We start from the raw sequence: 20784 nt of genomic DNA, 5'->3' as shown, positions 1-20784 counted from the left end.
GGCCAACGCCGCCGGCTTGCCGGCTGCGTTGGCCTGGGCGTGGGTGGCGCCATGTGCAGCGGTGGCAACGATCGCGGCCAGCACGGCGGCGAGGGTGGGGTGCTTGAACTTCTTCATCGAACTCCGAGGGAACGGTGCAAACAGGTGGCGCTGAAATGTAGCGTCACGGCGTGACGTGACTGCCTTGATCGGAAGGCATCTTTTGTGAGCGTTTGTCAGGCGGCGAACCAGGCCTGCAGCACCTCGGCCGGCAGCGGCTGGCCGGTGCGGTGCGCGCGCTCGATCAGCTGCCAGAAGTAGCGGTAGCTGGCGCGGTCGTGCAGGGTGTCGCGGTGCTGGATCGGCGCCCATTGCGCGGCTTGCGCGGCCTGGATGATCTCGATGGCTTCGTCGATCTCGGCCACGCTGGGCGCGAAGGCATCGATGATCGGCTGGATCTGGTTCGGGTGGATGCTCCACATGCGGGTGTAGCCGAACTCACGGGCTGCGCGGGTGGCGGCGGCCTGGATCGCCGAGGCGCTCTTGAACTCGGTGACGACGCAGTGCGAGGGCGTCTTCGCATGGGCATGCGAGGCGGCCGCGATCTCCAGCTTGGCGCGCACGACCAGCGGATGCGTGAACTGCCCCTGTGCGCTCATGCCGGTGCGCGGGATCGCGCCACGATGGGCGGAGACGAAGTCCATCAGGCCGAAGGACAGGCTCTCGATGCGCGGGTGCGCGGCGATGGCGAAGACTTCCTGCAGCGCGCCGTGCGTCTCGATCAGCACATGGACCGGCAGCGGCTTCCTGATGCCATGGCGCTTGATCGCCTCGTCGATGAAGTTGCATGCCTGCTCGACATCGGCCAGGCCGCGCGGCTTGGGCACCATCAGGTAGGCGAGTTGTTCGCCGCCGCGCCTGACCAGTTCGTCCACGTCGGCCTCGAAGCTCGCGTGGTCGAAGGGGTGCACGCGTGCGCCGACGCGGCCGTGCCGGTTGTTCGCGCTGTGCAGTTGCGCGAGCACCAGTTGCACATGCTCGGCCTCGCCGCCGATCGGGGCGCCGTCCTCGCAGTCCAGCGTGATGTCGAACACCGGGCCCTTGGCGGCCTGCAGTTCCAGGCTCTTGACCATGCGGGCCTCGACGCCGCAGTAGTGGTCGACGACGGGGAGCAGCGTGGCGGCGTCGCCTTCTTCGAACAGGGCTTGATTCGGATGCATAAGAATGAAAAAGGGCCGGTAGAAACCGGCCCTCAGTGTCGCTTAGAACAAGGCGATCACAGCAGGTGCTTCACGCCGTCCTGCTCGTCCGTCAGTTCCTTCAGCGTCTTGTTGATGCACTCCTGCGAGAAGGCATCGATCTCCAGGCCCTGGACGATCTTGTACTCGCCGCCTTCGCAGGTGACCGGGTAGCCGAACATCACGTCCTTCGGGATGCCGTAGGAGCCGTCCGATGGGATGCCCATCGTGACCCACTTGCCGTTGGTGCCCAGGGCCCAGTCGCGCATGTGGTCGATGGCGGCGTTGGCGGCCGAGGCAGCCGACGACAGGCCGCGGGCGGCGATGATCGCGGCACCGCGCTTGCCGACGGTCGGCAGGAAGGTCTCGCGGTTCCAGGTCTCGTCGTTGATCAGCTCCTTGACCTTCTCGCCGCCGATGGTGGCGAAGCGGTAGTCGGCGTACATCGTCGGCGAGTGGTTGCCCCACACGGCCAGCTTCTCGATGCCGGCGACCGGCTTGCCGGTCTTGGCGGCGATCTGCGAGGCGGCGCGGTTGTGGTCCAGGCGCAGCATGGCCGTGAAGTTCTTGGCCGGCAGGTCCGGGGCCGACTTCATCGCGATGTAGGCGTTGGTGTTGGCGGGGTTGCCGACGACCAGCACCTTCACATTGCGCGAGGCCACGGCGTTCAGCGCCTTGCCCTGCGTGATGAAGATGGCGCCGTTGATGGCCAGCAGCTCGGCGCGTTCCATGCCCGGGCCGCGCGGACGCGAGCCGACCAGCAACGCGTAGTCGGTGTCCTTGAAGGCGCTCATCGGGTCGCTGTGGGCTTCGATGCCCACCAGCAGCGGGAAGGCGCAGTCTTCCAGCTCCATGATCACGCCCTTCAGCGCGTTCTGGGCCTTCTCGTCGGGGATTTCCAGCAGTTGCAGGATCACGGGCTGGTCCTTGCCGAGCATCTCGCCGGAGGCGATGCGGAACAGCAGGGCGTAGCCGATCTGGCCAGCGGCGCCGGTGACGGCGACGCGAACGGGTTTCTTGAGGCTCATGTGAAAGCTCCGGGTGATGTGAAAAAACTGGGTCCGACCAGCGGTGCGCGGCAAAGTGTAGAGCAGGGCTAACCCTTAATCTCGCCGGCATGGCGCGGGATTATGCGACGAAATCGAAATGGTGCATTCGCGTCTTGTGTCTTATACAAGACCTAGGGTAAGTTTGGTACGATGCCGTCCCATGCCAGCCCAGCCGCCCGCCATTGATGAAGACGCCGTGCGCCCGGATTCCGCGGCCTCCACGGTCGGCGGGCCGTCCTTCAGCCCGCTGTACCGGCAGATCAAGGGCCTGCTGATCACGAGGCTGCAGGCCGGCGAATGGAAGGCCGGCGAGGCGATCCCCAGCGAGCAGGAACTGGCCGCTCGCTTCGGCGTCAGCCAGGGCACAGTGCGCAAGGCGGTGGATGAACTGGCGGCAGATAACCTCCTGGTTCGACGGCAGGGCAAGGGCACCTTCGTGGCCACTCACGCCGAGGAAAAGATCCAGTACCGCTTCCTGCGGCTGACGCCGGACAAGGGCGCCGAGTCGCTCGGCCGCCAGTTGCTGGACTGCAAGCGCCAGCGCGCGCCGGCCTGGATCGCCAAGCTGCTGCAGATGCGCGCGGGCGACCCGATGGTCGAGGTGCGCCGGCTGCTGCACAGCGGCGGCGCGCCGGTGGTGCTGGACGAGATCTGGCTGCCCGGCGACCTGTTCAAGGGCCTGACGGTCGAGAAGCTGAGCCAGCATCGCGGCCCCTTCTATGGGCTGTTCGAGGCCGAGTTCGGCGTGCACATGATCCGCGCCGAGGAGAAGATACGCGCCGTGGCGGCCGATGCCGACAGCGCCTCGCATCTGCAGGTGCCCGAGGGCACGCCGCTGCTCAGCGTCGAGCGGCTTTCATTCACCTACGGAGACAAGCCGGTGGAACTCCGCCGCGGCCTGTACAACACCGCCAACCACTTCTATCGCAACGAGCTGAACTAATAACCCGTTACCTGTGCGCATGGCGCGTTCTTCCTTCCGAGCGCTTGCTGCATTGCAATAAAATCTTTCGGTTTCACCCCAGTTACATCCACAGCAACAAGGCTGCCCATGTCAGACACCGCGACCAAGACCGCCGCCAAGCCGCGGCCGGTATTCCGCAATCTCAACGTCTTCAACGACCTGCCGAGCTACCGGCTCCCGCCCGCCGGCATCGTGTCGATCCTGCACCGGATCAGCGGCCTGGTGATGTTCCTGCTGCTGCCCTTCATCGTGTGGATGTTCGACAAGAGCCTGAGCACGGAGATCTCCTACGGCGAGTTCACCAACGTGTTCGTCGCCGGCTGCGGCTTCGCACCGGGCTGGCTGGTGAAATTGGTGACGCTGGGCCTGATCTGGAGCTTCCTGCACCACTTCGTGGCCGGCGTGCGCCACCTGTGGATGGACGCCACCCACAGCGTCAGCAAGGCCCAGGGCCACAGCAGCGCGATCGTCACGCTGGTGATCAGCCTGGCGCTGACGGTGCTGCTCGGCGCCAAGCTGTTCGGCCTGTATTAATTCCCCGACTGGAGACTTACAACAATGAGCACATTCGGCTCCAAGCGCATCGTCACCGGTGCGCATTACGGCCTGCGCGACTGGCTGGTCCAGCGCGTGACGGCCGTCCTGATGGCCCTGTTCACCGTGGCCCTGCTGGTGCAGTTCCTGATGCCCGGTGAACTGGGCTATGACCACTGGGCGCACATCTTCTCGTCCCAGTGGATGAAGACGCTGACCTTCGTCCTGATCGTGTCGCTGGCCTGGCACGCCTGGGTCGGCATGCGCGACATCTGGATGGATTACGTGCAGCCGGTCGGTACGCGCCTGTTCCTGCAGGTGTTCACGCTGGTGTGGCTGGTGGGTTGCGCCGGTTGGGCGATCCAGGTGCTTTGGAGGCTTTGAGAGTTATGCAAATCGGATCTACGCTTGCGAAGCGCAAGTTTGACGTCGTGATCGTCGGTGCCGGCGGTTCCGGCATGCGCGCCTCGCTGCAGCTGGCGCTGGCCGGGCTGAACGTGGCCGTGCTGTCCAAGGTCTTCCCGACCCGGTCGCACACGGTGGCGGCGCAGGGCGGCATCGGCGCCTCGCTCGGCAACATGAGCGAGGACAACTGGCACTACCACTTCTTCGACACCGTCAAGGGCTCCGACTGGCTCGGCGACCAGGACGCGATCGAGTTCATGTGCCGCGAAGCGCCCAAGGTCGTGTACGAGCTCGAGCACTTCGGCATGCCCTTCGACCGCAATGCCGACGGCACGATCTACCAGCGCCCCTTCGGCGGCCACACGGCCAACTACGGCGAGAAGCCGGTCCAGCGCGCCTGCGCTGCGGCCGACCGCACCGGCCACGCGCTGCTGCACACGCTGTACCAGCAGAACGTCAAGGCGCGCACGCAGTTCTTCGTCGAGTGGATGGCGCTGGACATCATCCGCGACGCGGACGGCGATGCCGTCGGCGTGACCGCGCTGGAGATGGAAACCGGCGAGGTCCACATCCTCGAAGCCAAGACCGTGCTGCTGGCCACCGGCGGCGCGGGCCGCATCTTCGCAGCCTCCACCAACGCCTTCATCAACACCGGTGACGGCCTGGGCATGGCGGCGCGCGCCGGCATCCCGCTCGAGGACATGGAGTTCTGGCAGTTCCACCCGACAGGCGTGGCCGGCGCCGGCGTGCTGCTGACCGAAGGCTGCCGCGGCGAAGGCGCGATCCTGCGCAACGCCAACGGCGAGCGCTTCATGGAACGCTACGCCCCGACGCTGAAGGACCTGGCCCCGCGCGACTTCGTGTCCCGCTCGATGGACCAGGAGATCAAGGAAGGTCGCGGCTGCGGGCCCAACAAGGACTACGTGCTGCTGGACATGACCCACCTGGGCGCCGAGACCATCGCCAAGCGCCTGCCCTCGGTGCTGGAGATCGGCCACAACTTCGCCAACGTGGACATCACGAAGGAACCGATCCCGGTCGTGCCGACCATCCACTACCAGATGGGCGGCATCCCGACGAACGTCCACGGCCAGGTGGTGGTGCCGAAGAACGGCGTGCCGAACGACATCATCAACGGCCTGTACGCGGTGGGCGAATGCTCCTGCGTGTCGGTGCACGGCGCCAACCGCCTGGGCACCAACTCGCTGCTGGACCTGGTGGTGTTCGGCCGCGCGGCCGGCAACCACATCGTCGACTTCAACCTGAAGAACAAGCACCACAAGCCGCTGCCCAAGGATGCCGCCGACCGCACGCTGGCCCGCCTGGCGCGCCTGGATTCGGCGACGAACGGCGAGTACTCGCAGGACGTGGCCAACGACATCCGCTCGACGATGCAGAAGCACGCCGGCGTGTTCCGCACCCAGGCCTCGATGGACGAAGGCGTGGCGAAGATCAAGGAAGTCGCGGCCCGCGTCGGCTCGATCGGCCTGAAGGACAAGTCCAAGGTCTTCAACACCGCCCGCGTGGAAGCGCTGGAAGTCGAGAACCTGATCGAGGCCGCCAAGGCCACGATGATCTCGGCCGCCGCCCGCCCGGAAAGCCGTGGCGCCCACGCGCACAACGACCATCCGAACCGCGACGACGTGAACTGGATGAAGCACACGCTGTGGTACTCCGAGGGCGACCGCCTGGACTACAAGCCGGTCAACCTGAAGCCGATGACGGTCGAGTCCATTCCCCCGAAGGTCCGGACGTTCTAAGGAATCGCAGAAAGCAAAACGATGAAGCGCACTTTCAAGATCTACCGCTACGACCCGGACAAGGACGCCAAGCCCTACATGCAGACCATCGAGGTCGAGCTGGACGGCCATGAGCGCATGCTGCTGGACGCGCTGGTCAAGCTGAAGGCCGTGGACCCCACGCTGTCCTTCCGCCGCTCCTGCCGCGAAGGCGTCTGCGGTTCGGACGCGATGAACATCAACGGCAAGAACGGCCTGGCCTGCCTGACCAACATGCTGACGCTGCCGGGCGTGATCACGCTCAAGCCGCTGCCGGGCCTGCCCGTCGTGCGCGACCTGATCGTCGATATGACGCAGTTCTTCAAGCAGTACAACTCGATCAAGCCGTATCTCGTCAACGACACGCCGCCGCCCGAGAAGGAGCGCCTGCAGTCGCCGGTCGAGCGCGAGGAGCTGGACGGCCTGTACGAGTGCATCCTGTGCGCGAGCTGCTCGACGAGCTGCCCGAGCTTCTGGTGGAACCCGGACAAGTTCGTCGGCCCGGCCGGTCTGCTGCAGGCCTACCGCTTCATCGCCGACAGCCGCGACCAGGACACCGCCGGCCGCCTCGACAACCTCGAGGACCCGTACCGCCTGTTCCGCTGCCACACGATCATGAACTGCGTGGACGTCTGCCCCAAGGGCCTGAACCCCACGAAGGCGATCGGCAAGATCAAGGAACTGATGGTCCGCCGGGCCGTCTGATCGCGATGCAAGAAGAACTCGTCGGCGAACGCGAACTCTCCAAGCTGCGCTGGCGCTGCCGCCGCGGCCTGCTGGAGAACGACCTGTTCATCGAGCGCTTCTTCCAGCGGCACGAGAGCACGCTCACCGTCGGCCAGGCCGAAGGCATGCGCGTGCTGATGGACCTGTCGGACAACGATCTGATGGACCTGTTCCTGTGCCGCAAGGAGCCCGAGGGCGAGCTTGACCGTCCCGACGTGAAAGAGGTTCTGGGCCTGCTCAGAACCGCACCCTGAGAACCCAATACAAACCGATGAAGGAAGCGACCATGACCCCGTCAGACGTCAAAGCCACGCTATCGTTCTCCGATGGCAGCCCCTCGATGGACATGCCCCTGTACAAGGGCTCGATCGGCCCGGATGTCATCGACATCCGCAAGCTGTATGCGCAGACCGGCAAGTTCACCTACGACCCGGGCTTCCTGTCGACTGCCTCGTGCAACTCGTCGATCACCTACATCGACGGCGACAAGGGCGAGCTGCTGTACCGCGGCTACCCGATCGAGCAGCTGGCCGAGAACTGCGACTACCTCGAGACCTGCTACCTGCTGCTGAACGGCGAGCTGCCGAACGCCGACGAGAAGACCAAGTTCGTCAAGACGGTGACCAACCACACGATGGTCAACGAGCAGATGCAGTTCTTCCTGCGCGGCTTCCGTCGTGATGCGCACCCGATGGCGGTGATGACCGGCCTGGTGGGCGCGCTGTCGGCCTTCTATCACGACAGCACCGACATCAATAACCCCGAGCACCGCGAGATCTCGGCGATCCGCCTGATCGCCAAGATGCCGACGCTCGTGGCCATGGCCTACAAGTACACGATCGGCCAGCCCTACATCTACCCGAAGAACGACCTGTCCTACACGGGCAACTTCATGCGGATGATGTTCGGTACGCCCTGCGAGGAGTACGAGCCCAACGACGTGCTGGTGCGCGCGATGGACCGCATCTTCATCCTGCACGCCGACCACGAGCAGAACGCCTCGACCTCGACGGTCCGCCTGTGCGGCTCGTCGGGCACGAACCCGTTCGCGGCCATCGCGGCCGGCGTGGCCTGCCTGTGGGGCCCGGCGCACGGCGGCGCCAACGAGGCGGCGCTGAACATGCTGCACGACATCCAGAAGCAGGGTGGCGTGGCCAAGATCGGCGAGTTCATCAAGCAGGTCAAGGACAAGAACAGCAGCGTCAAGCTGATGGGCTTCGGCCACCGCGTCTACAAGAACTACGACCCGCGCGCCAAGCTGATGCGCGAGACCTGCCACGAGGTGCTCGACGCGCTGGGCCTGCACAACGACCCGCTGTTCAAGCTGGCGATGGAGCTGGAGAAGATCGCGCTGGAAGACGAATACTTCGTCGCCCGCAAGCTCTACCCGAACGTCGACTTCTACTCCGGCATCGTGCAGCGCGCCATCGGCATCCCGGTGCCGCTGTTCACCGCGATCTTCGCGCTGGCCCGCACGGTCGGCTGGATCGCGCAGCTGAACGAGATGATCGGCGACCCGGAGTACAAGATCGGCCGTCCGCGCCAGCTGTTCGTCGGCGCCACGGCGCGCAACGTGAAGCCGATCGGCGAGCGTTGATCCGCTGAGCGAACGTCGCCTGACGTGAAAGAAAGCCCCGGCAGCCGCAAGGCGCCGGGGCTTTTTTCCTTGTGCAGGGTCGAAGGTCAGTGCACCGTGGTGTCGGTGGCCACGCCGCTCGGTTGATGCTGGACCGTCGCCGTCGAGAAGTAGGCCGCACCGGTGGTGCCGCTGACGCCGGTGGGGCAGGTCTCGCTGTACTTGATGACCAGGAAGTTCTGGTTGCCCAGCGCACCGGTCACGCCGGTATAGACCAGCGGATGCTCGGCATTGGTGATCGAGGCATTGCCGTCGTAGTTGCCGCTGTAGCGGCAGACCTTCCAGTTGCCGGAACCCAGCGTGAGGTCGGTGACGTTGAGCTCGCCGCCCCAGGCCTTGGGCGATCCGGTGGGTGTGACGATGCAGGCGTAGGTGATGGTCAGCTGCGTGGTGGTGGCGCTGGGAGGCGCGTCGTCATAGCAGGTGTGCGTGTAGCTCGCGGTGACACTGCCGGCCGGCACGATGTCCATGTTCAGCGGCAGGGCGGTGGTGTAGTTCAAGGGCAGCGCCAGCGGCGTGCCGGCTGCGAAGCGGACATAGCCCCAGATCACGTAGGCGTTGATCGGCGTGCAACTGGTGAGGTCGGAGGCGGTCAGGTCCAGGGTCTGCGCCGACACGGGCACCGAGCAGCGTGCGGTATCGACGCCGGTGATGTTGTTGAACACGAGGGCGGTGCCGCTGCCGCCCGGCGGGACCAGCACGCTGCGGCCGTCGCCGAGATCCTTGGCGGCGGGCGGCAGGGCTGAAGTGCCGGTGGGTGGGCGCTGGGTGGCGGAGTAGGACGGGGCGACCGGCAGGGCTGCCGCGAGCAGCGGGTCGTAGCGGTTGATGACGCTGTCGGTGACCAGCAACTGGGATTCGCCGGCGCGGTCGACCCAGCTGACGGCCAGGTTGACGGCCTTGGCCGACGGGTTCGCCAGGGCGGTCACCTGCCTGATGATCTTGTAGGAGGTGTTGCTGATCAGTGCCGTGGTGTCGACGTCTTCGGCCGTGAGCACGGTCGGCGCGTCCGGGCTGGCCGGGATCTTCGTGTCGAAGTCGCGCTGGTCGGGGTCTGCCGGCGTTGCAGCCAGCGTCAGCACCGAATAGTCGCGATAGGTCTCCATCGTCTGCTGGGCGATGCGCAAGGCCTCGCCGCGCTGCTTGGCCAGGTCGGCGCTGCGGCGCATCGTGTTCATCAGGCCGGCGAGCGCCACCATGCCGAAGGCCACGACCAGCAGGGCCACCAGCGCTTCGATCAGGGCCACGCCCCGGGTGTTGCGGGTATTCGAGCTCATGACGGGTTGCCCTCGAACCAACTGCCGGGCACCCGGACGAAACTGCCCATGGTGTTGTTGATCAAGTTGATGATGGCAGCCTGGTAGTAGATGTCCATCAGACCGGCCGTGCCGGTGAAGCGCAGCGTGCCGCCGCTGATGACGGCGCCGTTGACGATGATCTGCGGGGCGTCGGCGATCACGTCGTCGCGGGCGTACACCACCCCGTAGATCGTGACCGAGGCGCTGATCGTCACCGACCCGTCGACGACGATCACCACCGGCTTGTCGGCGCTGCCGATGGTGCCCGCGGTGGCCAGCGTCAGCGCGCTGCCGCTCCAGATGAGGCGGCTGCCGCTGCTGATCAGCCCTGCCACCTGGTCTGCCGTGGCGCTGCGGATGGCCGGCTGGGTCTGGTAGGTGCTGCGCGGCATGCCGAAGAACAGCCCGAACATCGTGTCAGGATTGCCAGCCACGGCGGCGAGGCGCGCATCGCCGGTGATCAGCGCCAACTGGGGCGGCGTGCCGGGGAGGGTGTCCAGGCGGTCGGTCAGCAGCGTGCCGCTGGGTACATTGCCACCGGAAAGCAGCAGCAGCCCGCTGCCGCTGATGTCGGTGTTGTGCAGGCCCAGGTGACCGCCGCCGTCGCTGACGGTCTGGGCCACCGTCAGTGGGGCGGAAGGCGGGGCTTTCAGGGCGCTGATCAGGGCGGCCTTCAGCGAGATATTCGCGGCGCCGACCTGGTTCTGTGCCGCGGTGCCGATCGTAGGGCCACCGATTCCGCAGGCGGCCGGATTGGTGTCCGTGCAACCGGTGGAGTTGATGCCGAATACACCGCCGGTCGTCGACGTGCCGGCTGTCAGAGTGATCTGGAAGCTCGGCTGCATCTGCGTGGACGCATCCAGGACCGGTGCCGTGGCGGGGGGCGCATCAGGACAACTGCACTTCCAGCCCCAGCCTCGTTCGTTCTTGCGCGCGCAGGCTGCCGCGGGGACGCCCGCTCCCACGGGCGTAACGACGCGCGAACTGGTGTTGATGGTCAGGAACCGCTCGCGGAAAGTGGAAGTGCCGCCGGTGCCTGATGCGCAGTTGGCGTCGACGTTGTCGGCATTGAGCATGGCCAGCGTCCATTCGGCGCCAGCATCGGCAGCCTCGGCAGCGACGCCGCCGCGGTAGTAGTTGCTGGCGATGCGCTGCTCAAACACCAGGTTGCGATTGGCGTAAGCCGCCATCATCGCCATGATGAAGAACAGGATCATCACGACGACCAGTGTGGCGGCGCCGCGCTGGCCCGCCCGTGCAGTGACAAGGGAAGGGCGGCTCATGTGCAGGACGCGGCAGGCAGGTTCACGAGTTGATCATTGCGGATCCGGCTGCTGATCTGCAGCGTCCGCTTGACCTTGGTGTCATACAGCGACTGACCGGTGATCGTGACATCCACGCGCCGCACGACCAGACATGGGCAATTGGTGGCCGCAGGATCGCAGGGCGGGTTGGTGAAGGCGGTGGCGGGAACGCCCTGGTTGGTCAGGGTGATGTCAAACTGGGTGATGTCGACCGATTCCGGGTCGGTCAATGGTTGCATGGTCGGCGTGGCGCCTGATGCGAACTGGAAGACCTGGGGCGACGCGGTATCGAACGCTGTGCCGTTCACTGAATAGAGAACCCCGACATCCCCACCCTTCTTATTGCTGTGCCTCGTCTCCAGTCTGAAGCCATAGGAGTCGAGGCCAAGAGGCATGGAGCTGGCGCCGGCGCAAGTGCCGGAAGTGCAATAGGCGTAGTAGAAGTGGTGGTCTTCGACCACCGCGGGCGAGGTGGGTGCGTAGATGTTGATCGGAACAGCGGACGTCGTGGTTGGCGCCCACACCGTCGTCGATGCCGACTTGTTGTAGCCGGCTCGGCGGATGTCGCGCAGCATCAGATCGGCGGCCGCGCGCAGATCCTGCTGCAACTGGGTCTCGGCCAGCAGGCGGCTGTTCTCGGCCACCTGGTTGCTCATCATCAGCGAGGCGGCGGCGACCACGATCAGACCGATCGTGATCCCCACCATCAATTCGACCAGGCTCAGGCCGGATTGGCGGCTGCGTTGGCTGCGGAAGGGCATCTCGGTCGATATCTTCATCACGAACTCGGGCAACTGGGCGCGTCGGTCGTCAGGCAGGCCCCATAGCCTGACATGGACTGGTTGGGCGAGCAGGTCTGGGGGCGGCCCAGTTCATTCAGCTCGACGCGCAGGACGGCTCGCGGACTGGCGTTGGGATTGCCGCAGACGTCGACCGCGAAGTTGACGGGGTTTGGCTTTGCACGCGGCGAGGACAAGGACAGCACGCCTTCGTAGACGGCGGGACCGCCTTGGCTTCTGGCGACGTAGCTGACGCTGTTGGACAGGGGCAGGCGACTGGTTTTTGTCTCTTTGGCCTCGCCGCCTTCAGTACAGGGGGAGTCTTGCCAGCATGAGCGGCAATCGCCGCCGGCATTCTGATATCCGATGGTGTAGCAACTCATGCCATGGCCTTGCGGACTCTGGTTCATCCACAGCGTGATCTGAAACGGCCGTGTCATGGCCTCGGAGCGCAGGTAGGCGAGATCGGTGCTGATGTCCGCCGCTACGGCCTTGACCCGGCGACGGTTCACCATGTCAGTGAACGACGGCGCCGCCACCGCCGCGATCACGCCCAGCACGACCACGGCGATCATGATCTCCACCAGACCAAGGCCGCGCACTGATTGCTTCGTGTTCATGTTCACTGAGGCCAGCAGGGCGAGACGGCGCCGGCGGTCTCTCCGGTCCTCGCGTCTCGGTAGAAGAAATTGCCGCCGGAGACCGAGACATAGATGTCCTGGCAGTCGGCATCGTTGTGCTGCGACTTGCTGCTGACCGGCACCGCATGGATCTGGTAGCCGGAGGCGGTGGCAGCCGACACCGTCACGGTGTAGTAGCCGTTGAAGGAAGTCGCCGAGTCGGCGGTGGCTCCACCCAGCAGGACGCCGGCGTCGCCCGAATAGCTGGCGTTGTTGCTCCGGTACCGCTCCTGGGCCTGCACCATCGTCGAGATGGTGGCGCGGGCATCACCCCGGCGCGACTTCATCACATAGCTCTGGTAGGCAGGATAGGCGACCGCGGCCAGGATCCCGGCCACCACGAGCGCCACCATCAGCTCGATCAGCGTGAATCCACGCGAGGCACGAGCCGACGTGGGGGCCTGGGAGCTGTGGCAAAGATCACGCATGGGCCGATTATGTAAAGCTTGTTTGCGAATGTTTGTCGCAGGCGCCACCGTTTGTCCGCCTTGTTTGACCGTTCATCGGCACCCCCGCGACCGAGGGTCAGGCCTTCTTGCCGTCGCTGGTGCAGGTCGAGAGGCCCGAGACCGAGCCACCGGTCGAGCAGGCGCGCACGCGGCCCATCATGCTGACGACGTGGCGGATCCCGTCGCCATGGGCGTCGGTCACGTCGACGCTGCCGGCCGGCGACACGGTGCCGCGCTGCGGATCGAAGGTCATGCTGCCCACATTGGCGTGTACCTGAGTGGCCTGGCTGCGCGGCATCCATTCGAGCTTGAGCACCTGGCCCTTGGCGGTGCAGACGGCCTGGCCGTCATCGCCGCAGCGGCAGGCGTTGGTGCCGCCCGTGTGGATGATGTAGCAGCTGCCCAGCGGGTGCTCGCTGAAGCGCAGTTGCACCGAGTCGCCGCGGCGGACGGCCTCGCCGCGGGCCTGCTGGATGTCGGTGGCGATGGTCTGCGCCACGGCCTTCAGATGCTGGTGGCGCTTGAACTTGCCCATCGAGGGCAGGGCGGCGCCGGCCAGGATCGCCACGATGGCCAGCGCGATGCACAGCTCGATCAGCGTGATGCCGGTCTGCTTGGCGGAGGAGGCGGCGGTGGGGTACTGCATGGCGGGCTTTCCGTGGGTGGGTCGTCGATGGGCCCACTGTAGAAATCCGCCTCTGAAAAGGCTTTACCCACCGAAGCGGGAGCCCTCCCACCCGAAAGTGGGAAGGGTTGACCCGAGCGGGGTCAGATCTCGCGGATCAGCTGCCGGAACTCGTCCACGTCCTCGAAGCTGCGGTAGACCGAGGCAAAGCGGACATACGCCACCTTGTCGATCTTCTTCAGCTCCCGCATGACGAGCTCGCCCACCCGCGTGGAGGGCAGCTCCCGCAGCCCGCTGGTGAGCAGCTTCTCCTCGATGCGGGCCAGCGCCGCATCGATCTGCTCGATGCTGACCGGACGCTTGCGCAGCGCCAGGTGCATCGAGGCGCGCAGCTTCTTGGGGTCGAAGTCGGCACGGGTGCCGTCCTTCTTCACCACCACGGGCAGGGCGATCTCGGCCCGCTCATAGGTGGTGAAACGCTTGTCGCAGTGCAGGCAGCGGCGGCGGCGGCGCACCACGTCGCCCTCGTCCGATTCCCGGGTCTCGGAGACCTGGGTCTCGGTATGAGAGCAGAAGGGGCAGCGCATCGCCTGTCAGTGCCGGCCGTCGATCAGCGGTAGACCGGGAAGTCGCGCGTCAGCGCGGCGACCTTGGCGCGCACGGCGGCCAGGTTGGCCTCGTCGTTCGGCTTGTCCAGCACGTCGGCGATCAGGTTGGCGGTGATGCGCACCTGTTCTTCCTTGAAGCCGCGCGTGGTCATGGCCGGCGTGCCCAGGCGGATGCCGCTGGTGACCATCGGCTTCTGCGGGTCGTTGGGGATGCCGTTCTTGTTGCAGGTCATGTGGGCGGCGCCCAGCACGGCCTCGGCTTCCTTGCCGGTCATGTTCTTCGGGCGCAGGTCGACGAGCATCACATGGCTCTCGGTGCGGCCGGAGACGATGCGCAGGCCGCGCTCGGTCAGCGTGTCGGCCAGCACCTTGGCGTTCTTGACCACCTGTTCCTGGTAGGCCTTGAACTCGGGCGTCAGCGCTTCCTTGAAGGCCACGGCCTTGCCGGCGATGACGTGCATCAGCGGGCCGCCCTGGATGCCGGGGAAGATGGCCGAGTTGATCTTCTTGGCGATCGCCTCGTCGTTCATCAGGATGATGCCGCCGCGCGGGCCGCGCAGGCTCTTGTGCGTGGTGGAGGTGACCACGTCGGCATGCGGCACCGGGTTCGGGTAGACGCCGGCGGCGATCAGGCCCGCGTAGTGGGCCATGTCCACCATGAAGTAGGCGCCGATCTCCTTGGCGATCTTGCCGAAGCGCTCGAAGTCGATGCGCAGGCTGAAGGCCGAGGCGCCTGCGATGATCAGCTTGGGCTTCTTCTCGCGGGCCAGCGCTTCCATCGCGTCGTAGTCGATGTCTTCCTGGGCGTTCAGGCCGTAGGAGATCACGTTGAACCACTTGCCGCTCATGTTCAGCGCCATGCCGTGGGTCAGGTGGCCGCCTTCGGCCAGGCTCATGCCCATGATGGTGTCGCCCGGCTGCAGCAGCGCGAAGAACACGCCCTGGTTGGCCTGGGAGCCCGAGTTGGGCTGCACGTTGGCGAAGTTGGCGCCGAACAGTTGCTTCAGGCGATCGATGGCCAGTTGCTCGACCACATCCACGTATTCGCAGCCGCCGTAGTAGCGCTTGCCGGGATAGCCCTCTGCGTACTTGTTGGTCAGCTGGCTGCCCTGCGCCTGCATCACGGCCGGCGAGGTGTAGTTCTCCGAGGCGATCAGCTCGATGTGATCTTCCTGGCGCTGGTTCTCGTTCTGGACCGCGGCCCACAGATCCGGGTCGACCTGGGCGAGGGTGGAGGTGTTGCGATCAAACATGATGGATGGCACGTCTCAAGCTAGAGGTGGAGTCCCTGGCGGCCCCCGGCCGCGGCGTCGATCAAGAGACGACGCCGACGGTTGGCGAGTGCAGGGGTGCCCAGGCGAACGGCTGAAAACGGACCGGGGTCCGTTCGCGCTTCCCGGTGGTCATCCACCTCGGGCCCCGGGGGAGGGGCCCTGATCGCCAGTCGCGCGAGATGTCGAGTGTAACGCTCAGCGGATGTCGTGCAGCAGCGCGACGCGCTCGTCGGCCACCACCGGCGTCGGGGCTGCCGGTTGCGGCGCAGGGCGCGGCGCGAACGGCGACACATTGCGCCCGGCCGCCACGGCTTTCATCTGCTCGGCTTCGGCCAGCACGCGCGAGGCATAGCCGGCATCGTCCGTCAGGTTGGCGGCACCCACGTAATAGCGCAGGCCTTCCTCGATGCCGCCAGCGCGCTGGATGCACTCCTTGAGCACCTGCACGCCGACGCGCACATTGGTCACCGGATCGAAGGCGGCGAAGGTGCCGCCGAAGGCCTCGTACTTGTCGTCGTGGACGCGCGTCATCACCTGCATCAGGCCCTGGGCGCCGACGGGGCTCTGGGCGAAGGGGTTGAAGCCCGATTCGATGGCCATGACGGCCAGGATCAGCGTCGGCTCCACGTGGGCGCGCTGGCCCGAGACCCAGGCTTCCTGCACCAGGCGGCTGACCGGCTCCGGCGCCACCTTGTAGCGGCGCGACAGCCATTGGGCCACGGCCGCCTGCTGGCGGTTCAGGTCGCGCGGATTGGACGCGGTGGCGCGGGAGACCGCATCCGGCTCCGTGCTGGCGTAGAGCGTGTTGCCCTCGGCTTCCGCGCGGGCCTCCTGGCGGGCGTTGAGCCAGCCGAAAGCCTTGGATTCCAGTTGATGACGAAGTTCGGGCTGGCTGACGAAGGTCAGCATCACCGCGACGACGGCCAGCCCGAGCAGGGCCAGCGTGTTGTGGCTCACGACCAGGAGACCCTGGCCGATGTCCTTGACGAACAAGGACGTTGCCGCGCCGGATTGACGGGCAAGGGATAGAAAACGCGCTGTCATGCGACTCCTTTCTTCTCTCCCACACCACAAGGCCCTTCGCACGGACGAGCCGGCGCGAAAGGCCTCGGGATGCGGTAGCGATAATGGGCCGGCCCCTGGCCTGCAGCGCACTGGAAGTGCACCAAGCAGACCGACCGGCGTCCATCGGCAGCGAAGTGACCTGTCCCTCCCAAGGTCAGGTCACGGGTAAACCCTTGAAGCTCAAGGGCAGGCGGATTCTAGAGATCAAAAATAACCCGTCAAGCTTATGACTGTGGTTTTAAATTACTTAAAGTTATGAAGTACGCCGATTTACGTGATTTCATCCACGGATTGGAGGGCCTGGGCGAGCTTCGGCGGGTGTCCGAGCCGGTCTCCCCCCATCTGGAGGTAACGGCCCTGAGCGACCGGGTTTTACGTGCCGAGGGGCCTGCCTTGCTGTTCGAGAACCCGACCGGCTACACCACGCCGGCGTTGACGAACCTGTTCGGAACCACCCGCCGCGTGGCCCTTGGCATGGGCGCTGAGAGCCTGGACGAACTGCGCGACGTCGGCCGCGTCCTGGCCAATCTGAAGGAGCCCGAGCCGCCGAAAGGGTTCAAGGACGCGGGCCGGCTGCTGCAGATGGGCAAGGCGCTGTGGGACATGAAGCCCAAGGTCGTCGGCCGCGCCGCCTGCCAGGAAGAGATCCTGGAAGGCGAGGAGGTGGACCTGAAGACGCTGCCGATCCAGACCTGCTGGCCCGGCGACGTCGCCCCGCTGATCACCTGGGGCCTGGTCATCACGCGCGGACCGCAGTCGGTGCCGAATCCGCGCCAGCGGCAGAACCTGGGCATCTACCGCCAGCAAATGATCGGCCGCCGGCAGTTGATCATGCGCTGGCTGGCCCACCGCGGCGGGGCGCTGGACTTCAGGGACTTCGCGCTGGCCAATCCCGGCCAGCCCTTCCCGATCGCCGTGGCGCTGAGCGCCGACCCGGCCACGATCCTCGGTGCGGTGACGCCCGTGCCCGACAGCCTGTCCGAATACCAGTTCGCCGGCCTGCTGCGCGGCTCACGGACCGAGTTGGCCGACACCGGCGTCGGTGAAGCCGGCCGCATGCTGCAGGCGCCGGCCAGCGCCGAGATCGTGCTGGAGGGCCGCATTCCCGTCGCGGTAACGGGTTATGTCGGCGTCAGCGAGGACGGCATCCCGCTGAAGGAGAAGGGCGGCTACCTGCATGCGCTGGAGGGCCCCTACGGCGACCACACCGGCTACTACAACGAGCAGGACTGGTTCCCGGTCTTCGAGGTCACGCGGCTCACGCGCCGCCGCAACCCGATCTACCACTCCACCTACACCGGCAAGCCGCCGGACGAGCCGGCCATCCTCGGCGTGGCGCTGAACGAGGTCTTCGTGCCGATCCTGCAGAAGCAGTTCAGCGAGATCGTCGACTTCTACCTGCCGCCCGAGGGCTGCAGCTATCGCATGGCGGTGATCTCGATCCGCAAGGCCTACCCGGGCCATGCCAAGCGCCTGATGTTCGGCCTGTGGAGTTACCTGCGCCAGTTCATGTATACGAAGTTCATCGTCGTCGTCGATGAGGACGTGAACATCCGCGACTGGAAGGAAGTCGTGTGGGCCATCACCACGCGCATGGATCCGGTGCGCGACACCACGCTGGTCGACGGCACCCCGATCGACTACCTGGACTTCGCCTCGCCGATTAGCGGCCTGGGCGGCAAGATGGGGCTGGACGCCACCAACAAGTGGCCCGGCGAGACCAGCCGCGAATGGGGGCGTGCGATCACGATGACGCCCGAGGTCGAGGCCAAGGCCGGTGCGCTCTACGAACGTCTGTTCGGCAATTCACCGGCAGCAGGAAAGTGATCGCTTGAAAGGCGCGGGGCCGTCGCCTAAGTTTGTAGTGCCTTCTCAAGGCAAACACTCTGGCGCAATCTTTGCGCGCCAGGAGCCCCTCGGCAGCTAGCCTTGGAGCCCCAATGGTGGCGTGAGTCACCGCACCCCTTCCGGTCTTCGGGCCGGGAGGGGTATCTATTTGCGGTCCCGCAATCAATGGCCGGCGAGGCTACCCAGCCACTCGTAGACGGCATAGCGCACGCCCATCAGTCCCTGCTCATCGGGGCACCAGTCTTCCCAACTGCTCATGCCGTCGAGCACCAAGCCCATGGGAGCAGGCGTCACTTCGATGGGCGACTGCTCCCGGGCGGCGGCGTCCCGAAAGGCCTGCAAGGCCCGCGGCATGTGCTGGACATGGGTCACCAGCAGGATGCTCCTCACGCCCGCAGCGCTCAGCAGCGGCAGGCTCAGCGCGGCGTTCTCGCGCGTGTCCCGCGAGCGGCCTTCCGACCACCGCAGCGGCTGCCGGAACTCCTCGCGTGCCACGCGCTCGGCAACCATCGCCTCCGTGTAGATCTTGCTTCTGGCCGTCCAGCCGATGCCGCCAGTGAAACCCAGCGGCGCCTCGACCCGGCGCGACAACCAGACCCCATAGCGCAGCCGCTCCAGCGTGATGAGACCGAGGCTGGGACCGGCGTACTCTGGCACGTAGTCGCGTGAGCCGCCGCCAAGCACCAGCACGGCGACGTCATGTCTCTCCCGCGAACGCTGATGGAACGCTTCCGCCTGCTGCGCATCGAGGGCTGGCGGCGCCTGCAGCAAGTGGCGGTTCAGCCACTGCGCCGTGCCCTCGCAACTCATCAGCCATGCGCCCGCCAGGCCCAGCAAGACCAGGGCGGCGCCGCTGCGGCGGCGCTGGCGCCACAACAACAACGCCCCCAGCGCAATGAGCAGCAGGGCCGGTACGGGCGGCAGTAGCAAGGTGAGCAGGAGCGGCTTGATCTGATGGGCCAGGGAATCCAAGTTCTGCGTTCTTTCTAAGTGCTTGCAGTCGCCACAATAATGCGGGGCCTCTCTGACCTTCCTGCCTGTTGCATGCCAAGCATTTCCCGTCGAACCCTCGCGCGCTGGGCGCTAAGCATACTGGCCGTGCTGGCCCTGATCGGGGCGGCTGCCTGGCTGCTGGTGCCGCGCTGGCTGGCCGGGCCGGGCATGCGCATGGCCAGCGAGGCCCTGGGGCGCGAGGCCACCGTGCAGGCGGTGCGCTTCGAGCCCTGGCGACTGGCCCTGGAACTCGACGGACTGAGCATTGCCGGCAGCGACGGCAAGGCGCCGGCGCTGCTGAGCATCGGCCAGGTGCGCGCGGTGCTGTCCCTGCGTTCGATCCGGCACCTGAGCCCCGTGCTTGCCGAACTGCAGATCGAGGAGCCCGTGCTGCGCCTGGCCCGTACCGGCGACGGGCACTATGACATCGACGACCTGCTGCAACGCTTTGCCGCCAAGCCCGGGGCCAAGCCGGCCGACGGCGACCCGCCGGCCTTCGGTCTCTACAACATCCGCCTGCACGGGGGCCAGGTCTTGCTGGACGACCGGCCGGTGGGACGCCAGCATGCGCTCACCGAACTGCTGGTGGAACTGCCCTTCGTGTCCACGCTGGCGGCCGACGTCGAACTGGCCGTGCAGCCGAAGGTCAGCGGCAAGCTCAACGGCGTGACCTTTGGCAGCGAGGCCGACTGGCGGCCCTTCGCCGAAAGGCAGCAGGGCACGCTTGACTTGAAATTGCGCGGACTGGACCTCGAGCCCTATCTCGGCTACCAGCCGGCCGGCCTGCCGCTGCGGGTGGCGCGGGGCCGTCTCGATGCCGGACTGAAGCTCCAGTTCCGCCAGGACCCCCGCCAGACGCCGCAAGTGCAACTAAGCGGCGAGCTGGCCTTGGCCGATGCGGCCTTGCAAACGCCTGCCGGCCAGCCTTGGCTCGGGCTGCGCCAGCTGCATGTGGTGCTGAAGGATGTGCAACCCCTGCGACGTCAGGTCCAGCTCGGCGCGGTCCGGCTGGAGGGCCTGGAGCTGGCCTTGCAGACCCAGGCCGATGGCCGGCTGTGGCTGCCTGACGGCGGCCAGCCCGCGCAGCCGCCGGCCGCTCCCTGGGCCTTCGGCATGGACAGCTTCGAGCTGAAGGACGGCAGCGTCGGTTGGCGCGATGCCTCGCTGGGCAAGCCCGCGGCGCTGCACGTGAGCGCCATCGAGTCACGGTTCGGCCCTCTGGCCTGGCCGCTGCGCGGCAGCACGCCGCTGAGCTTCGCGATGCAGCTGGACTCCTCCGCGACCGGGCGTCCGGCCACGCTGCAAGGGGAGGGCAGCCTGAGCGCCGAGGCCCTCGCGCTGAAGGCCAAGTGGCAAGACCTGGCACTCGCCGACCTGTCGCCCTGGATGCCGGCCCAACTCGCCGGCGCCTTGGCCGGCCGGATCGAATTGCAGCTGCCGCAGCCGCTGGCCGCCGATGCCGACCGGCGCCTGACGATGACCCTGCAGGACCTGGAACTGGCCAGGCCGGCCCTGGCGGCCGGCGGCGAGCCGCTGCTGAGCGCAGCGTCCC

At 66.4% G+C, this 20784-nt stretch carries 21 protein-coding genes and 1 riboswitch; of the genes, 9 read left to right on the top strand and 12 right to left on the bottom strand.

Annotated elements, in window-relative coordinates:
- Positions 1-215: 215 nt before the first annotated feature.
- A complete protein-coding gene (locus B0W88_RS18225; protein WP_077036062.1) occupies positions 216-1199 on the bottom strand; it encodes a CoA ester lyase in 984 nt (327 codons plus the stop codon).
- Positions 1200-1255: 56 nt separating this feature from the next.
- Positions 1256-2245, bottom strand: coding sequence for a malate dehydrogenase (locus B0W88_RS18220; RefSeq protein ID WP_077036061.1), 990 nt, complete (start codon positions 2243-2245; stop codon positions 1256-1258).
- 181 nt (positions 2246-2426) lie between these two features.
- Between B0W88_RS18220 and B0W88_RS18215 the strand changes: the two genes are divergently transcribed.
- From B0W88_RS18215 to gltA, 7 genes are all read left to right on the top strand, one after another.
- Positions 2427-3209 carry a GntR family transcriptional regulator gene (locus B0W88_RS18215; protein ID WP_077036060.1) on the top strand — a complete coding sequence of 261 codons (783 nt, stop codon included), beginning with the start codon at positions 2427-2429 and terminating at the stop codon, positions 3207-3209.
- Positions 3210-3317: 108 nt separating this feature from the next.
- Positions 3318-3764, top strand: coding sequence for a succinate dehydrogenase, cytochrome b556 subunit (gene sdhC / locus B0W88_RS18210; RefSeq protein WP_077036059.1), 447 nt, complete (start codon positions 3318-3320; stop codon positions 3762-3764).
- 24 nt (positions 3765-3788) lie between these two features.
- Positions 3789-4148: a succinate dehydrogenase, hydrophobic membrane anchor protein gene (gene sdhD, locus B0W88_RS18205; protein WP_077036058.1), complete on the top strand. Its 360-nt coding sequence runs from the start codon at positions 3789-3791 to the stop codon at positions 4146-4148.
- A gap of 5 nt (positions 4149-4153) precedes the next feature.
- Positions 4154-5929, top strand: coding sequence for a succinate dehydrogenase flavoprotein subunit (gene sdhA / locus B0W88_RS18200; protein WP_077036057.1), 1776 nt, complete (start codon positions 4154-4156; stop codon positions 5927-5929).
- A 21-nt stretch (positions 5930-5950) separates the two neighbouring features.
- Positions 5951-6652, top strand: a complete 702-nt coding sequence (locus tag B0W88_RS18195; protein WP_077036056.1) for a succinate dehydrogenase iron-sulfur subunit — start codon at positions 5951-5953, stop codon at positions 6650-6652.
- Between the two features lie 5 nt (positions 6653-6657).
- On the top strand, positions 6658-6927 hold the full coding sequence (locus B0W88_RS18190; RefSeq protein WP_077036055.1) for a succinate dehydrogenase assembly factor 2: 270 nt from the start codon (positions 6658-6660) through the stop codon (positions 6925-6927).
- A 32-nt stretch (positions 6928-6959) separates the two neighbouring features.
- Positions 6960-8270, top strand: a complete 1311-nt coding sequence (gene gltA, locus B0W88_RS18185) for a citrate synthase (RefSeq protein ID WP_077036063.1) — start codon at positions 6960-6962, stop codon at positions 8268-8270.
- A gap of 86 nt (positions 8271-8356) precedes the next feature.
- Here gltA and B0W88_RS18180 read toward each other — a convergent pair whose 3' ends face one another.
- The 9 genes from B0W88_RS18180 to B0W88_RS18140 all read right to left on the bottom strand — a co-directional run bounded on the left by B0W88_RS18180 (position 8357) and on the right by B0W88_RS18140 (position 16370).
- Positions 8357-9586, bottom strand: coding sequence for a hypothetical protein (locus tag B0W88_RS18180; RefSeq protein ID WP_144006834.1), 1230 nt, complete (start codon positions 9584-9586; stop codon positions 8357-8359).
- The gene (locus B0W88_RS18175; protein WP_077036053.1) at positions 9583-10890 is read right to left on the bottom strand and encodes a PilX N-terminal domain-containing pilus assembly protein; all 1308 of its coding nucleotides are present in this window, start codon (positions 10888-10890) and stop codon (positions 9583-9585) included. The genes B0W88_RS18180 and B0W88_RS18175 overlap by 4 nt, the downstream gene beginning before the upstream one ends.
- Positions 10887-11690, bottom strand: a complete 804-nt coding sequence (locus tag B0W88_RS18170) for a PilW family protein (protein ID WP_077036052.1) — start codon at positions 11688-11690, stop codon at positions 10887-10889. The genes B0W88_RS18175 and B0W88_RS18170 overlap by 4 nt, the downstream gene beginning before the upstream one ends.
- Positions 11690-12310, bottom strand: a complete 621-nt coding sequence (locus B0W88_RS18165) for a Tfp pilus assembly protein FimT/FimU (RefSeq protein ID WP_144006833.1) — start codon at positions 12308-12310, stop codon at positions 11690-11692. Before B0W88_RS18165 ends, B0W88_RS18170 begins: the two co-directional genes overlap by 1 nt.
- Positions 12311-12312: 2 nt before the next feature.
- Complete coding sequence (locus B0W88_RS18160) at positions 12313-12798, bottom strand: type IV pilin protein (RefSeq protein WP_077036050.1); 486 nt, start codon at positions 12796-12798, stop codon at positions 12313-12315.
- A gap of 97 nt (positions 12799-12895) precedes the next feature.
- Entirely contained in the window at positions 12896-13465 is a 570-nt protein-coding gene (locus B0W88_RS18155; protein WP_077036049.1) for a GspH/FimT family pseudopilin, read from the bottom strand.
- Positions 13466-13587: 122 nt separating this feature from the next.
- Positions 13588-14031, bottom strand: coding sequence for a transcriptional regulator NrdR (gene nrdR / locus B0W88_RS18150; RefSeq protein ID WP_077036048.1), 444 nt, complete (start codon positions 14029-14031; stop codon positions 13588-13590).
- A 23-nt stretch (positions 14032-14054) separates the two neighbouring features.
- Positions 14055-15305, bottom strand: a complete 1251-nt coding sequence (gene glyA, locus B0W88_RS18145) for a serine hydroxymethyltransferase (protein WP_077036047.1) — start codon at positions 15303-15305, stop codon at positions 14055-14057.
- Positions 15306-15396: 91 nt separating this feature from the next.
- A riboswitch (ZMP/ZTP riboswitch) is annotated at positions 15397-15510 on the bottom strand.
- A gap of 11 nt (positions 15511-15521) precedes the next feature.
- A complete protein-coding gene (locus tag B0W88_RS18140; RefSeq protein WP_077036046.1) occupies positions 15522-16370 on the bottom strand; it encodes a lytic transglycosylase domain-containing protein in 849 nt (282 codons plus the stop codon).
- A gap of 276 nt (positions 16371-16646) precedes the next feature.
- Here B0W88_RS18140 and B0W88_RS18135 point away from each other — a divergent pair, with 276 nt between their 5' ends.
- Positions 16647-18218 (top strand): UbiD family decarboxylase, encoded by a 1572-nt coding sequence (locus tag B0W88_RS18135; RefSeq protein WP_077036045.1) that lies wholly within the window; start codon positions 16647-16649, stop codon positions 18216-18218.
- 183 nt (positions 18219-18401) lie between these two features.
- On the opposite strand, the gene B0W88_RS18130 is transcribed toward B0W88_RS18135, so the two are convergent.
- On the bottom strand, positions 18402-19211 hold the full coding sequence (locus tag B0W88_RS18130; RefSeq protein ID WP_077036044.1) for a YdcF family protein: 810 nt from the start codon (positions 19209-19211) through the stop codon (positions 18402-18404).
- Positions 19212-19337: 126 nt separating this feature from the next.
- Here B0W88_RS18130 and B0W88_RS18125 point away from each other — a divergent pair.
- On the top strand, positions 19338-20784 hold a 1447-nt coding region (locus B0W88_RS18125; RefSeq protein ID WP_144006832.1), incomplete at its 3' end, for a DUF748 domain-containing protein.

Origin of the sequence: Pelomonas sp. KK5 (genome assembly GCF_001984095.1) — a bacterium.
Taxonomy (GTDB): Bacteria; Pseudomonadota; Gammaproteobacteria; order Burkholderiales; family Burkholderiaceae_C; genus KK5.
This window is presented reverse-complemented; position numbering and strand designations above follow the sequence as displayed.